The 15204-nt window shown below is 44.8% G+C and carries 10 protein-coding genes, 2 tRNA genes and 1 rRNA gene; 12 read left to right on the forward strand and 1 reads right to left on the reverse strand.

Annotated elements, in window-relative coordinates:
- Nucleotides 1-136 precede the first annotated feature (136 nt).
- From J2W69_RS16600 to gpt, 4 genes are all read left to right on the forward strand, one after another.
- Complete coding sequence (locus J2W69_RS16600) at nucleotides 137-1753, forward strand: methyl-accepting chemotaxis protein (RefSeq protein WP_310280618.1); 1617 nt, start codon at nucleotides 137-139, stop codon at nucleotides 1751-1753.
- Between the two features lie 143 nt (nucleotides 1754-1896).
- Nucleotides 1897-3099 (forward strand): phosphopentomutase, encoded by a 1203-nt coding sequence (locus tag J2W69_RS16605; RefSeq protein ID WP_310280620.1) that lies wholly within the window; start codon nucleotides 1897-1899, stop codon nucleotides 3097-3099.
- A gap of 13 nt (nucleotides 3100-3112) precedes the next feature.
- Nucleotides 3113-3817 carry a purine-nucleoside phosphorylase gene (gene deoD / locus J2W69_RS16610; protein WP_008899616.1) on the forward strand — a complete coding sequence of 235 codons (705 nt, stop codon included), beginning with the start codon at nucleotides 3113-3115 and terminating at the stop codon, nucleotides 3815-3817.
- Between the two features lie 23 nt (nucleotides 3818-3840).
- Entirely contained in the window at nucleotides 3841-4317 is a 477-nt protein-coding gene (gene gpt / locus J2W69_RS16615) for a xanthine phosphoribosyltransferase (protein WP_405047897.1), read from the forward strand.
- A gap of 52 nt (nucleotides 4318-4369) precedes the next feature.
- On the opposite strand, the gene J2W69_RS16620 is transcribed toward gpt, so the two are convergent.
- On the reverse strand, nucleotides 4370-5497 hold the full coding sequence (locus tag J2W69_RS16620; RefSeq protein WP_310280623.1) for an endonuclease/exonuclease/phosphatase family protein: 1128 nt from the start codon (nucleotides 5495-5497) through the stop codon (nucleotides 4370-4372).
- A gap of 395 nt (nucleotides 5498-5892) precedes the next feature.
- Here J2W69_RS16620 and J2W69_RS16625 point away from each other — a divergent pair, with 395 nt between their 5' ends.
- The 8 genes from J2W69_RS16625 to J2W69_RS16660 all read left to right on the forward strand — a co-directional run.
- On the forward strand, nucleotides 5893-9057 hold the full coding sequence (locus tag J2W69_RS16625; RefSeq protein WP_310280625.1) for a TonB-dependent receptor: 3165 nt from the start codon (nucleotides 5893-5895) through the stop codon (nucleotides 9055-9057).
- 119 nt (nucleotides 9058-9176) lie between these two features.
- Entirely contained in the window at nucleotides 9177-9809 is a 633-nt protein-coding gene (udk, locus tag J2W69_RS16630; protein WP_008899621.1) for a uridine kinase, read from the forward strand.
- A gap of 300 nt (nucleotides 9810-10109) precedes the next feature.
- Nucleotides 10110-11324 carry a NupC/NupG family nucleoside CNT transporter gene (locus J2W69_RS16635; protein ID WP_310280627.1) on the forward strand — a complete coding sequence of 405 codons (1215 nt, stop codon included), beginning with the start codon at nucleotides 10110-10112 and terminating at the stop codon, nucleotides 11322-11324.
- A gap of 23 nt (nucleotides 11325-11347) precedes the next feature.
- On the forward strand, nucleotides 11348-12301 hold the full coding sequence (locus J2W69_RS16640; protein WP_310280629.1) for an isopenicillin N synthase family dioxygenase: 954 nt from the start codon (nucleotides 11348-11350) through the stop codon (nucleotides 12299-12301).
- 204 nt (nucleotides 12302-12505) lie between these two features.
- Nucleotides 12506-12590: transfer RNA gene (locus tag J2W69_RS16645), tRNA-Leu, on the forward strand.
- Nucleotides 12591-12619: 29 nt separating this feature from the next.
- A tRNA-Leu gene (locus J2W69_RS16650) sits at nucleotides 12620-12704 on the forward strand.
- Nucleotides 12705-12893: 189 nt separating this feature from the next.
- The gene (locus tag J2W69_RS16655) at nucleotides 12894-14525 is read left to right on the forward strand and encodes a methyl-accepting chemotaxis protein (protein ID WP_310280631.1); all 1632 of its coding nucleotides are present in this window, start codon (nucleotides 12894-12896) and stop codon (nucleotides 14523-14525) included.
- A gap of 600 nt (nucleotides 14526-15125) precedes the next feature.
- Nucleotides 15126-15204: ribosomal RNA gene (locus J2W69_RS16660) — 16S ribosomal RNA — on the forward strand; the annotation flags it as partial.

Genomic DNA, 15204 nt, shown 5'->3' on the forward strand with positions numbered 1-15204 from the left:
TATCTGGTTTCAGTTCATTGTCACCCGCCAGCATACTGATGTAACGCAGCTTAAAACTATTTTTTAAGAAATTTGGCGGAAAGTCATTCTGTTATCAATACTGAGTAAAATGCTCCACCTGTCATAAGGACCTTTTATGAACCTGCACAGTATCAGAGTGAAAAGCACTTTACCTATGCTTATTCTGGCTTTGACCTTGTTGATTGTGGTTTCCATGTTCAGTTATTTATCCGGTTTACAGAAAAACGCTTTGGCGGTTCAGGCGGACAACTTTCTGCAAGCCATTTCTGTGGTTTTAAATGCGGATCGTGATTTATATCAGGCCAAACTGGCTTCTACTATGCACCTGACTAAACAAGGCGACAGCACTATACTGGAAGCTGAAGTGGAAGAAAATGCCCAACAGGTGAAACAGCGCTTTAACCAGTATTTGCAATTATTAAAAGAGTATCCGGATATCAAACAACAGTTTTCCGGTTTTGAGCAGGACTATCAGAAGTGGTATCAAAGTGCTGTGGCTTTGGTGAATGCCAGTAAAAGCGGCAACGCAGGTGCTGATTTAATAGCTGAAGAACAACAACAGTTTACCGCTTTACGTACTGTATTGGATAAAGCGGGTGAGGCGGCGCTGGCTAAATCTGTCAGCGAACAACAAGATTTAACTGCTGAAATCAGTTTTTTCCAGAACACGACCTACCTTGTCACCCTTATTATACTGCTGATTGCTGGCTGGTTTAGTTACAGCGTACCTAAGTCGCTGACCACACAAATTAATACACTGACAGCTCGTTTATCGGAAATTGCCTCAGGGGATGGCGATTTAACAGCCCGGCTGGATACTAATTCTCAGGATGAATTTGCCGCTTTAGCAGGGCAGTTTAATGGCTTTGTTGCCAATTTATGCCAGTTGATAGCGTCAGTGCTGCAGCAGGCCGCACAGCTAAGCAAACTGACACAAGTCTTGTCTGAGTCAGCCATTAAAACCAATGATATTACCCGTTCACTGAATGTGGCGTCCGATTCTATTGTCAGTGCCGTGCATGAAATGACACTGGCGAATAAAGAAATGGCACAAGTTGCCACTGATTCGGCTCATGAAGCGGACGAAGCCAAAAGTAATGCTGAGCGTGGTTTGGTGGTGGTAAACAGCGTGACTCAAAGTATGGCGAGTTTAACCAAAGACGTAGACAAGGCTTTGGCCTGTTCAGGTGAATTGGAAAACAGCTCTGAAAATATTGCCTCAGTGCTGGATGTGATTCGTGGTATTGCCGAACAGACCAACCTGCTTGCGTTAAACGCCGCCATTGAAGCTGCCCGTGCTGGAGAACAGGGCCGTGGTTTTGCAGTGGTGGCCGATGAAGTTCGTACTTTAGCCTCTAGAACTCAGCAAAGCACCAATCATATTCAGGAAATGATCCAGGCCCTGCAAAGCCGCGTGAATGAGGCTGCAACGGCCATCAGCAGCGGTAAAACCAATGCCGACTTAACAGTCAGCAGTTTTTCTCAGGCCGAGCAGGTGTTCCGCCAGTTACAGCAATCGTCCATTAAAGTAAATGATATGGCTACTCAAACCGCATCGGCTACTGAGGAGCAGGCGCTGGTGTCTGAGGAAATCACTAAAAACCTCTATGCTTTGCATGATCAGGCCAGTGCAGCAGGTGACATTGCCAAAGATAATGATCGTTTGTCGAATGAAATCCGCCTGCTGTCTGATACCTTGTTTGGTTTAGTAGGTAAATTCAAAATCAGTTAGCAGGATGTAAAAATATGGGATTGCCAAAGGGCACGTTTTTGCATAAGCTGCGTGCCCTTTTTAATTTTTGCCACTTGTGGCTGGCTGTACCGAACCTCATGATCATTTTATATGGTGAGGCTTGATGTAATAGGTAGGTAAGTATGTCAAAGGCAGTAATTTTAGTAATGGACAGCTTTGGAATAGGCAGTGCGCCCGATGCTGATAAATTCGGTGACGTCGGTGCCAATACTTTTGCCAGCATCAGTAAAGCGTTTTTTCAGGCCAAAGGCCGTCAGTTGCAATTACCTAATCTGGCCAGTTTAGGTTTAGTCAAAGCGGGTTTTGCAGCCAGTGGTGAAATGGCATTGGTAGACGATAGCCCAACTTTGCTTGGCAGCTACGGTTACGCCCGTGAACTATCCAGCGGTAAAGATACACCCAGTGGTCACTGGGAAATTGCTGGTGTGCCTGTGCTGTTTGACTGGGGCTATTTCCACGACAAACAAAACAGCTTTCCTGCTGAACTGATTGACGAATTAGTGCGCCGTACTGGTGTGCCCGGCATATTGGGTAATTGTCATGCTTCAGGTACCGACATTCTGGTCAAGCTGGGCGACGAGCATATTAAAACCGGTAAACCTATTTGTTATACCTCGGCTGACAGTGTATTTCAGGTGGCTGCTCATGAAGAACATTTTGGTTTAGATAAGCTTTTGCAGTTCTGTGACATCGCCCGTGAGCTTTTAGACAGTTACAATATTGGCCGGGTGATTGCCCGTCCTTTCCTTGGCACTGATGCAACTAACTATGCCCGCACAGGCAACAGAAAAGATTATTCAGTATTGCCTCCGGCTCCTACTGTACTGGATACATTGACTCAGTCTGGTGGCACTGTCATCAGCATTGGTAAAATTGCAGATATTTACGCCCATCAGGGCATCAGCAAAGCAGTGAAAGCCAATGGCCTGGCTGCTTTGGTAGATACAACGCTGGCAGAAATGGCGATAGCGCCAGAGCGTAGTTTGGTCTTTACCAATCTGGTCGACTTTGATCAAAACTATGGTCACCGCCGCGACCCTATAGGCTATGGTGAAGCACTGGAGTATTTCGATAAGCGTTTACCGGAAATTATGGCAGCACTGGACGAAGATGCAGTGTTGTTGCTGACTGCCGATCATGGTTGTGACCCAACCTGGCCAGGCACAGAGCATACCCGCGAATATGTACCAGTGCTGTTTTATGGTAAAAACCGCGCTGCCAAAGATTTAGGCGAAAGAGCAAGTTTCGCTGATATGGGCCAAACCATGGCCGACTATTTTCATTTAGCGGCCATGCCTTATGGCCAATCCTTTTTAGCTTCTTAATTCAGAGTAACTCATGGCAACTCCTCATATTAATGCGCCAGAAGGCGCTTTTGCAGAAACCGTATTAATGCCTGGCGACCCGCTGCGCGCTAAACATATTGCCGACACCTTTTTACAGGATGTTGAGTGTGTGAACACAGTACGTAACATGTTTGGCTATACCGGTACTTATCAGGGCAAAAAAGTCAGCGTATTAGGCTCAGGTATGGGCATTCCATCTATGTCGATTTATGCCACTGAACTGGTCAAGTTTTATGGTGTAAAAAACATTATCCGTATTGGTTCCTGTGGTGGCTTGCCACTGGATGTCAAGGTACGTGATGTAGTGATAGCTATGGGCGCCAGTACAGACTCCAATGTTAACCGTAACCGTTTAGGTGGCGGCCTGGATTTTGCTGCTTTAGCTGATTATGGTTTGCTGGAGCGTGCAGTAGCGGCAGCCCGGGCTAAAAACATTGATGTCAAAGTAGGTAACTTATTTACCTCTGATTTATTCTACAACCCGGATCCAACTTTGTTTGATCGCCTGGAAAAGTACGGTGTTTTGGGCGTTGAAATGGAAGCCGCTGGTTTATATGGCGTAGCCGCAGAGTTTGGTATTAAAGCATTGGCCATTATGACTGTCAGTGACCATATTCGTACTGGCGAAGCTTTAAGCGCTGAACTGCGTCAGACCTCTTTTAATGAGATGGTTGAAATCGCATTGGCTCTGGTTTAAGGGCAAGGGAATAAGGAAGAGTTATGTCACTGACCACTAACAAAATGTTTTATGTGTCATGGGAAGCCTTTCACAGAGCAACTAAAGAACTGGCAAAGGGTTTACTAAATCGTGACTTTGACAGCATAGTTGCGGTCAGCCGTGGTGGTTTGGTACCTGCTGCTATTCTGGCGCGTGAGCTGGAAATCCGTGTGGTGGACAGCATTTGTGTGTCCAGTTACGACCATGATCAACAACGTGAGTTAAAAGTGCTGAAGGATGCATCATTGGCTGACAGCCCACGTTTGTTAATAGTGGACGATTTAGTGGATACCGGAGAAACGGCAAAGGCGCTGCGTGAGCACTTCCCAACCGCCTGTTTTGTCACTGTCTATGCTAAACCTCAGGGCAAACCGCTGGTGGATCACTATGTGACAGACATTGAACAGGACACCTGGATCCAGCTGCCATGGGATATGGAGCTGGCCTACAGCGCACCACTGGCTGAGCAGAAATCTTAAGTGATGTACTAAGCAAAAAAACGGAGCCGTGAAGCTCCGTTTTTTTATCTGTTTATGGCTTGGTTAATTTAAGTTTTACCCACACCAACCGATGATCAGAGCTTGCTGCACGATCCGCCACCAGTTCATAAAATGGCTGACCAGTCGCTGGCCAAAATACTCCGCTGGACAACACTTTAAAGCCTGATTTGGAAGGCAATACATAATCCGCTCTCATTCGCCAACCTGCGGTGTGAGTAGCGCCATAAGGACTATCAGGGCTATGTAGTTTGCCGCCTTCACTTTGAGGCGTAAAACTGCTGTTGACCCGCGGGTGCATCAGTAAATTACCAATGCCCTCTTTATAGGCACCGCCTTCTACAGGGGATGAATTTAAATCCCCCAACACTACAAAACGCTTATCTTCCGCCAGACCACCTTTTTGCCCTCTGTCATCATAGATATAACCTGCTTTGGTTGGGCTTAGGTAGTCAGTCCAAAACCGTACTTCGTCATGGTTGCGTTTACCATTTCTGTTTTCTTCGCCGTCAAACACAGGTGGAGTAGGGTGGCTGATCAGCAAGTGCACAGGCTTTTTATTCACCAGTACAGGCACATCCCAGTGTGCCTTTGATGAAAGAGGCATTAATTGCCAGGCGTCCGGACTGTACCAGGGCGAGCCATCAGCTTTTGTCGTTTGCAAAGCACCCGGCATATCTTTCCATTTAAAATACTGGAAGCTTCGTACTTTACTGCTGTCTATAGGGAACTTCGACAACAACATCATGCCATATTGGCCCGGGTACTGACCAAAACCCCAGGCATCAGCGCCTTTATTGGTCAGTTGGCCGTCATTGTCCAAATCAAAACCGCTGGGTTGGCCTGTATTGACTGTGCTGTAATAGAAATACGGATAATCAATGGTTTTGCCATCCGCGCTTTGTGCTTTATTTAAATAATTGCGGATAAACAACTGCACCCCGGCTTCTGGGTCTGCAATGTAATCAAACTCGTTTAATAGCAGGATATCCGGCTGGATTTGCTGAACTATGGCCGCCACATTTTTGATCTGTGGGTTTGTTCCGGCAGACAACAGGCTGCTTAGTACTTCAGGGCTTCCTGCAACGCCTTTCGCCAGATAGTTTTCTGATTCCATACTGACATTAAAAGTGGCGACAGTCAGTGTTTGCTCTTTAGCCATAGCTATTCCGCTGAAAGATAAAAAAGATGTAATTAAAATAGATGAAAAAATATAATTCATAAGTGACTGACCCGTTAAACAGTTTCGCAAGCATATCCTGAATCGGTGTTAAAACCCAGTTTCCGCGTTGATTTTGCTCTAAGACAAGTTGTTCTGCACCGGGTTGAAGAAGGGCTTGATTAAGCGCAGCAAATGTACGATTTTTACAGTTGATATGTTACACTTGCGTGACAAATCGGACCTGACAGCCAAAGTTGGTATAAGTTCAACGGTGATCTGGTTCGATGTAAGAAAAACGTAATAAAACTTAGTTATAGTTGTCGCCCAAATTGGAAGCAGGAAGTTTTCAGCTTGGCTGAAACAAAATAATTTACAACTACCAGGTGAAAAACGATATGAAAATTAAACATATTGCCCTAGCTGTCGCATTAGCGATGGGGTCAGGCGCTGTACTTGCTGATACGTCTTCTGCTATTCGTGGAAAAATAACCACTCCAGAAGGTAACGCAGCTGCTGGCACTAAAATTATCATTACTCACGTACCATCAGGCACAAGTCGTGAAGTTGTCACCAATAGTTCTGGTAGCTTTGTTGCGTCTGGCTTACGTGTGGGTGGCCCTTACAAAGTAGTGGTAGATTCAGATACTTATTCTGACGAAACCTTAGACGGTATTTTTCTGCAGTTAGGTGATACTTATCAAATTAACCAAGCATTGCAATCTCAGTCTATAGAACGTATTGCGGTAACTGGTTCTGCTATCGCTTATAGTTCGTCAGGAAGTGCCAGTTATTTTGGTGCTGATGACATTGCAAATGCTCCAAGCTTAAACCGCGATATTAAAGATTTAGTCAGAAATAATCCTCTGGTAGTTGTTTCTCCAGGCGCCAACGCGGAATTGTCTGTGGCTGGTACAAACCCGCGTTTCAACAGTATCAACGTCGATGGTATTGCACAAAATGACGACTTTGGTCTGAATTCAAATGGCTACCCGACACAGCGTCCTCCTATTTCTATGGATGCAATTGAGCAGCTTTCTATTGAAACATCTCCTTTTAATGCCAAAGCCAGCGGTTTTCAGGGGGCACTGATTGATGCCGTCACAAAGTCGGGGACCAATGAAACAAAAGGTTCTGTTTTCTATGAGTTTATGAATGATGGTATGGCCGGTACACCTACCAACAAGTTGACAGGTAAAGAAGTCGAGCTTGATTATGATACCAAAACTTTTGGTGCAACTTTAGGCGGCGCCATAGTTCAGGACAAGCTGTTTTTCTTCACCGCAGTTGAAAAATACAAAAATGAAAGTCAGCCAATTTGGGGCCCTGCAGGCAGTGGCGCTGGTGGTGTGTCTAACGTAACTCAAGCTAATCTGGCGGAAGTTACTCGTATTGCCAAAGAGGTTTATGGTGTAGACCCAGGTAGCTGGGATCTTTCACCTGCTGAAGATGATGAGAAATTGCTGATTAAGCTGGATTGGAATATGAACGATCAGCATCGTTCAGCTTTTACTTATCAATACAACAAAGGCAATAAAACAGAAAATACCAGTACTGGTGCGACAAGTTTGCGTTTGTCTTCTAACTGGTATAACAAAGAAGAAACGCTGAACAACTATGCTTATAAGCTCTATTCAGACTGGACTTCGGATTTCTCCACACAGATCAGTGCGACTTATATGGATGTTGCAACTGCTCAGGAATCTTTTGAGAAAGGTATTGGTGATGTCACTATCCGCACTGCCGCTCCAGGTGCTGCTTTTGCTGATATAGCCATTGGTTCTGATACTTCTCGTCACTCTAACGATTTAGCTAAAAAAGTTTTTATCCTGGGTTTGGATGGTGATTACCTGATGGATGAGCACCACTTTAGCTTCGGTTATCAGTTAAAGCGTTCTGATATTTTTAACCTGTTTTTACAAGGTACCAAGGGTGTCTATCTGTTTGATAGCATTGCAGACTTTGAAGCGCGCAAAGCACATGTGTTTTATAAGAATGCACTTAGCTTAAATCCAGATGATGCAGCTGCAAATTTTGTTCGCTCTGAGCATGCAATTTATGCGCAGGATGAATACGCAATCGCAGATGATGTTACTTTGACCTATGGTTTACGCTATGAGCGTTTAACTTCAGGTGATGTTCCACTCTTGAATTCGCAGTTTGTTACTCGCCGCGGTTTCGCCAATACAGAAAACCTTGATGGTGTAGATATCTTCCTTCCACGTGTTGGTTTCAAGTGGGATGCGACTACTGATTTAACTGTGCGTGGTGGCGTTGGTCGTTTTTCTGGTGGCCAGCCAACTGTTTGGGTGTCTAATAGCTATTCCAACCCAGGCGTAGGTGTTGGCGAAACTACGCCTAACTCAAGCAGTTCACCTATATTTGAAAATGTGGATTTAGCATCAGTACCTCAGTCTCTGCGTGATCAGGTTGCAAGTGGCAGCGTCGCAAGTGATGTCAACTTTGTTGATCCTAACTACAAATTACCGTCTGATTGGCGTGCTCAGTTAGCTGCTGACTATGTATTCAGTATTCCTGGCTTAGGTGATGATTTTTCCTGGACCACTGAATTATTGTATATGAGGCGCCAGAATGAATCATATTGGGTTGATTTAACTTTAGAAGATCACAAAGCAGGTACCACTGCTGATGGCCAACGTCAGCTATACAATGTACCGTCTAACTTACGTCGGGATTTGATGTTGACCAATACGGATCTTGAAGGCAAGTCACGGATATTCAACACATCATTATATAAAGACTGGAATAATGGTCTGACAACCAACATATCTTATACCAATCAAGATATTGAAGATGTGCATGTAAGTACCAGCTCAACAGCTTCAAGTAACTATGGCAACAACGTTGTGATCAACCGTAACGACGCAATGTTAGGTCGTTCTACCTTTGAGACAGAGCACCGCTTTGTATTTAACTTAGGTTATGAACACGAGTTTTTCTCTGGTTATCCAACCAATGTGAACTTGTTTTTCGAACGACGCTCAGGGCGCCCTGTAAGCTATGTGATCAATGGTTCTGACATTGATGGTTCAGGACCATTGCGTTCGCCATTTGATGCTGGTCGGGATACCTCTGTAAGTCCACGTACAACCAACGCAGCATTTTTACCTTATATCCCATTGTCTGAATCAGATCCTGCCATTGCATTCTTAAACGACGCGACAAAAGCTGATTTCTTTGCGCGTATTAAGGAACTGGGTCTAGATAAATACGCTGGTCAATATCTGCCTAAAGGTGCGGGAACTTCGCCTTGGGTTAGCTCAATGGATCTGAGTATCCGTCAGTCTATTCCTGGTTTTGTCGAAGGCCATACTGGTACTTTCTACGTAACTGTGAACAACCTGTTGAACTTACTTAACGACGATTGGGGTCAAGTGTATGCAACTCGCTTTGGTACTATTACCTTAGCTAACTTTGCAATTGATCCAACGACTAAACAGACGGTTTACGCTGGCGTGCGTAATTCAGATAAAGCATATGATGAGTTTTTTGCTCAGGAATCTGCTTATCGCATCAAAGTGGGTGTCAACTACCGCTTCTAGTCTAAAGGTTTAAAACCTTAAACTTAAAAATGCCGGTGTAATACCGGCATTTTTTATTTAATCAAAAGCTAAAATCCGCGATAATGCACAAAGTCTGGATTTGAAATAGAAGTGACACTGTGCCAAAAAGTACCATTATTGCTATTGCCGGCGCCTCGGCCTCTGGTAAAAGTTTGTTTGCATCTACTGTTTATCAGGAACTGGTCGCTGAATTGGGGGGCGAGCGTATCGCTGTATTGGCTGAAGATGCCTATTATAGAGACCAGGCGCATTTGTCTTTTGATCAGCGCACTTTGACCAACTACGATCATCCTGCCGCTTTTGAGCATGAATTACTGGCATCACATCTACAGCAGTTAAAAGATGGCAAATCTGTGTCTATGCCACAGTACTGTTATAAAACTCATACCCGCAAAGCTGAAACTATTACTGTGCATCCGGCGAAAGTGGTGCTGGTGGAAGGTATTTTACTACTGACCGACGATAAGTTACGCCAGCAGTTTAATATTACCGTCTTTATGGATACGCCTTTGGATGTCTGTCTGTTGCGTCGTATTAAACGTGATATGGAAGACAGAGGCCGCAGTCTGAGTTCTATTACAGAACAATACGAAAACTATGTACGCCCTGCATTTTTTGAATTTATTAACCCATCCAAACAATACGCCGATTTAGTTGTAACCCGTGGTGGCAAAAACGAAATAGCGATTGATATCATCAAGACCAAAATTCGCCAGTTATTGCAGGAATAACCACAAGATTTACAACAAGTAGCGACAGCCAGGCCGCAGTTCTGGCCGTCGCCTTCATCCATTTTTGTGTTGCAACATTTGCTTTGCAAGCTTTTCAATTCTGTTATAATCGCCCGGCAAAACGTCAAGTTTAGACAACCCCAGAACAGCAACTTCAGGTGTTTAAAACCAGTACAGGTTACGAACACCCCCGCTCGGAAACTGTAACTACTTGATCTTTTGATGCTATTCTAGGATTTGGCATCACAAGAACAATAAATCTGCGCCTTCATGGCCGGACCCTATATCCAAGGAATAACTATGATGAGTTTGGTTGGCATTCTTGCCATCTTAGTAACTGCGTATTTGGCTTCGGCCAACAGAAACCGCATCAAATGGCGTACCGTAGTTGGTGCTTTTGTGATCCAACTGGCAATAGGTGCTTTTGTACTTTATGTGCCTTTTGGTAAAGATGTGCTGTTAAGCATTTCAGCCTTTGTTGGCAATATTATTTCTTATGCCCAGTCCGGTATCATCTTCTTGTTTGGTGATGCAGGCGCGCAGAAATATGGTTTTGTATTTGCCATTCATGTGCTGACGGTCATTATCTTCTTTTCTTCTTTAATAGCAGTGCTGTATCACATAGGGGTGATGCGTATCGTCATCACCGTATTAGGTGGAGGTTTGCAAAAGCTATTAGGTACCAGTCGTCCTGAATCTATGAGTGCCGCAGCCAATATCTTTGTGGGGCAGACAGAAGCTCCGCTGGTTGTTCGTCCTTTTATTCCAACCATGACTCGCTCTGAATTATTTGCGGTGATGGTAGGCGGCTTATCTTCAGTGGCAGGTTCTGTTTTGGCAGGTTATGCCGGTATGGGCATAGAACTGAAGTATCTGATCGCCGCCAGTTTTATGGCCGCCCCTGGTGGTTTGTTGATGGCAAAACTGTTGTTACCAGAAACTGAAGCGCCAAAAAATGATTTAACTGACATTGGTATGATGGAACAAAATACCAATGTGATTGACGCTGCTGCTTCAGGTGCTGCCAGTGGTTTGCAACTGGCATTAAATGTCGGCGCTATGTTGCTGGCTTTTGTTGGTTTGATCGCATTGGTGAACGGTTTAATCGGCTGGGTTGGTACTTTAGTTGGATTTGAAGGTTTAACGCTGCAGTTGATCTTCGGCTATATTTTTCAGCCTTTGGCATTCATTTTAGGTGTGTCATGGGAAGAAGCCCGTTTGGCAGGTAGCTTTATCGGCCAGAAATTAGTGATCAACGAGTTTGTGGCTTACCTGGATTTTATCCAGTATGTCAAAGCCGGACAGTTGAGTGAACATACACAAATTATCGTCACTATAGCGTTATGTGGTTTTGCAAACTTCTCATCGATTGCCATTTTGTTAGGTGGCTTAGGAGTGATGGCTCCGAATCGTCGGTCAGATATTGCAGAGCTGGGTTTGAAAGCTCTATTAGCTGCCACTCTGGCTAACCTGATGAGTGCGGCAATAGCAGGCTTTTTCTTTTCGTTAAGTTAAACATAGATACATAGGTTGCAACTATGACTCAACAACAAGTCCCTACGTTGGACATCAGACGGTTTGCCACCGACAAAGACACCTTTGTCGCCGAGATTGGCAAGGCCTACACTGAGTTTGGATTCTGTGGCATTAGTGGTCACGGGATCCCGGATGAAGTTGTGGACAATACCTACAAAGCAATTAAGAAGTTTTTTGCTTTACCGACTGAAGTAAAACAAAAGTACCATGTGCCAGGACAGGGTGGAGCACGTGGTTATACGGGATTTGGTGTTGAAAAAGCCAAAGACAGTAATCATCCTGATTTAAAAGAATTCTTCCACGTTGGTCGCGAGTTATCAGGCCCGGCGCCGCATCCAAGTTTGTACCCAAACCTTTGGCCGTCTGAGGTTGAAGAGTTCAAAGAGGCTACTTACGGTTTGTACGCGGCGCTTGAGAAGTTAGGCAATACGGTACTGGAAGCTTTGGCTTTATTCTTAGAGCAGGATCAGACTTATTTTGCAGACAAAGTGAACTATGGCAATTCAATTTTACGCCCAATTCATTATCCGCCTATTCAGGATACCTCGACTCAGTCTATTCGTGCTGGTCAGCATGAAGATATCAACCTGATCACTTTATTGGTGGGGTCGCACGAATCGGGTCTGGAAATTCTGCGCCGTGATGGTAGCTGGTTACCAGTCACTACTATTGAAGGCACTATAGTAGTGAATATCGGCGATATGTTGCAGCGTCTGACCAACCATTTGTTACCTTCGACCACTCACCGCGTGGTGAATCCGGCCGGAGCAGCTGCAGGTCAGCCCCGTTACTCTATTCCGTTTTTTATGCACCCGAATCCGGATTACGTGATTGAAACTCTGGATAGCTGCATCACAGCAGAACAGCCAAACCGTTACCCTGAACCTATTAACTCAAACGACTATCTTATGCAGCGTTTGGAAGAGATTGGTTTAATTAAAAAAGCCAAGTACTGATAGCGTTCAGCTTACTTAATCATAAAAGGCGAACTCTGGTTCGCCTTTTATTTTTGCGCTGAGCTAAAGTCTGGTCTTTGATGTAAAAGCCAACACTTTGTTGAATATTTCAGCAGTGACGGTGAAAACAACTGAAAATTTGCATCAGACAGTTGACGATTGCCCACTTGACGCATAACATGCACGCCGTCAACGACGCTTTGCGCCGCGGTGGTGGAATTGGTAGACACACTAGCTTCAGGTGTTAGCGCTTCACGGCGTGGGGGTTCGAGTCCCCCCCCCGGCACCAAAACTTCGTTGACAGAGACAAATTGAGTTGCCGCGGTGGTGGAATTGGTAGACACACTAGCTTCAGGTGTTAGCGCTTCACGGCGTGGGGGTTCGAGTCCCCCCCCCGGCACCAACTCTCTTTAAATGAATTTTCCCCAGCTTTACAGTCTTATTTTTCCTTCAATAAATTTCTCATTTATTCAGTTTCGCTGTTGAAGACATTTTTGAACCAGTTCTTGTTAAGTTTTTTGTGCTTGCTATTTCTTATCTTCAGCCTACTCTCAACAAAACAAACATTTACCTCTTGTCGTATAGGTGCCTCATGTTAAAGAATCTGAGCATCAAAACCCGCCTTTTTGCCATAGTTGGCGTAGCAGTGTTGGGTCAACTTCTGGTGTGCTGGTTAGTCCTGTCCGGTTTAAAGCAAAGTATTCTGGAAGAAAAGCGCCTTTCCACTCTTTATCTGTCTCAGGTTGCTGTGGCTTTAGTCAATAACTATCACAGCAAAGTAGGCAGCGGAGAGTTAGACGAAGCCAAGGCTAAACAACTTGCCTTAGCCGAACTGAAATCCCTTCGTTACAAAGAAAATGACTATTACTTCGTGATCGATCAGCAGGTCACTATGCTGATGCATCCGTTCAGACCCGATCTGGATGGTAAAAGTGTTGCAGACTTCAAAGATAAGCAAGGCGAACTGTTGTTTCAGAACATGGCTGACGGTGTGGCCGATGATGGTTCACATTCTGTGTTCTACAACTGGCCCAAACCTGGCGCCACTGCAGAAGTGCCTAAAATTACCCATGTTGAACTATTTAAACCCTGGGGTTGGATAGTAGGGACAGGTATTTACATTGACGATGTGGACGCGTCTTTTTATGAGGTTGCACTGCAACTCACTATTCTGGTTTTTCTTGTGGTCGGCTTTATGTTGGCATTGAGTTGGTATGTTACCCGTTCTGTAGTGAAACCTATGACAGATGTGGTTGCTGCTATGCAAGACATTGCGTCAGGCGATGGCGATTTGACAGTAAAACTCAGTTATGACGGTAAAGATGAATTAGCAGCTCTGGCGACAGCCTTTAATCTTTTTGTTGGCAAAATCCGCCAGTTGATTACTTCAGTAGGAATCACTTCTGCTGATGTCAGCGAAAGCGCATTGGATGTAGCTCGCATTTCTCAGCAAATTTCTAAAGAGAGTGTACAGCAGCAACAAGAAACCGATATGGTGGCGACAGCTATTACACAAATGAGTTCAGCCATAGCTGAAGTAGCTCAAAGTGCCGAACAAGCGAATCATGAAACAGCTCAGGTTGAAACTCTGGTAGAGCAGGGCATGAAGTTGATGAAAGCCTCAGTTGAGAGTATTCATACCCAAAGCCAAACCATAGAACAAAGTTCGGTAGTTGCCTCTTCTTTATATACCTCTTCACAAAACATCAGCCATGTACTGAACATCATTAATAAGCTGGCTGATCAGACAAACCTTCTGGCTCTGAATGCGGCAATTGAAGCTGCAAGGGCTGGTGAACATGGCCGGGGTTTTTCTGTGGTTGCAGATGAAGTTCGGACTCTGGCGCACCAAACGCAAAAATCGACTCAGGAAATAACCGGCATTATTGCAGAGTTGCAACAAGGCACTCAGCAAATGACTGCCGCTGTGCTGGAAAGTAAAACTGCAGCAGAACTGAATATCAATCTGGCAGCCCAGGTTCAGCAAGCTCTGACGGACATTGCCAATTCTATAGCACAGATTTCCGATATGAATGCGCATATAGCGACCGCAGCCGAACAACAAAGTGCAGTGGCAGGCGAAGTTGATCAGAACGTGCATACCATTAGCCAGTTGGTGCATCAGACCGCCGGAGCTATTAAAGGCAGCGATCAATCTACTCAGCGTTTAACTCAACTAAGCCAGGATTTAAAAGATCTGGTGAAGCAATTTAAGGTGCAATAGCAGGTTTTTGTTCTAAAGTTCCCTATTTCACTAGTCAAACGACCAAAAAAGTCTCTTTTTTGGTCGTTTTGCTTTTTTTCTGAGCGAACGATCTCGAATATCATCAAATTGTCATTTTAGGGGTTGTACAGGATTTAAAACTCCCTATAATGCGCGCCATGCCAACGGGGTAATGCGAAAGCAGCTCTGGGGTGGTTTTGAAATGAAGTGAAAAATGATGCAAAACATCGCTTGACACGACGATGAAAATCACTAAAATGGCCGCCTCGCAACGCGGTGGAGTCGAAAGGCTCAAAAGTGAAGCGAAGCTGCTAAGGCAGTAAGTCGGTGGTGAGTTTGATAAATAAATTCAAATCGCTGGCTTGACACAAATTCTGGGAAGTGTAAGATACGCCTCCCGCTGAACGTCCCTGACGCATCAGCACTGCTCTTTAACAATAAGCAATCAATCATCTGTGTGGGCACTCACGGTTTAGATTCTGCAGCGAGCAATCGCACAAAGAATATATATCAGTGAAGTGACTAACAGATACTCTGTCCGAAAGGATGGATGTTTTAAGTCAGTGATACTGAGTAGCCACTTTGGTGGCAAATTAAACTTAATTGAAGAGTTTGATCATGGCTCAGATTGAACGCTGGCGGCAGGCCTAACACATGCAAGTCGAGCGGGGTTTTCGGA

This window comes from Rheinheimera soli, from assembly GCF_031457405.1.
GTDB lineage: Bacteria > Pseudomonadota > Gammaproteobacteria > Enterobacterales > Alteromonadaceae > Pararheinheimera > Pararheinheimera soli_A.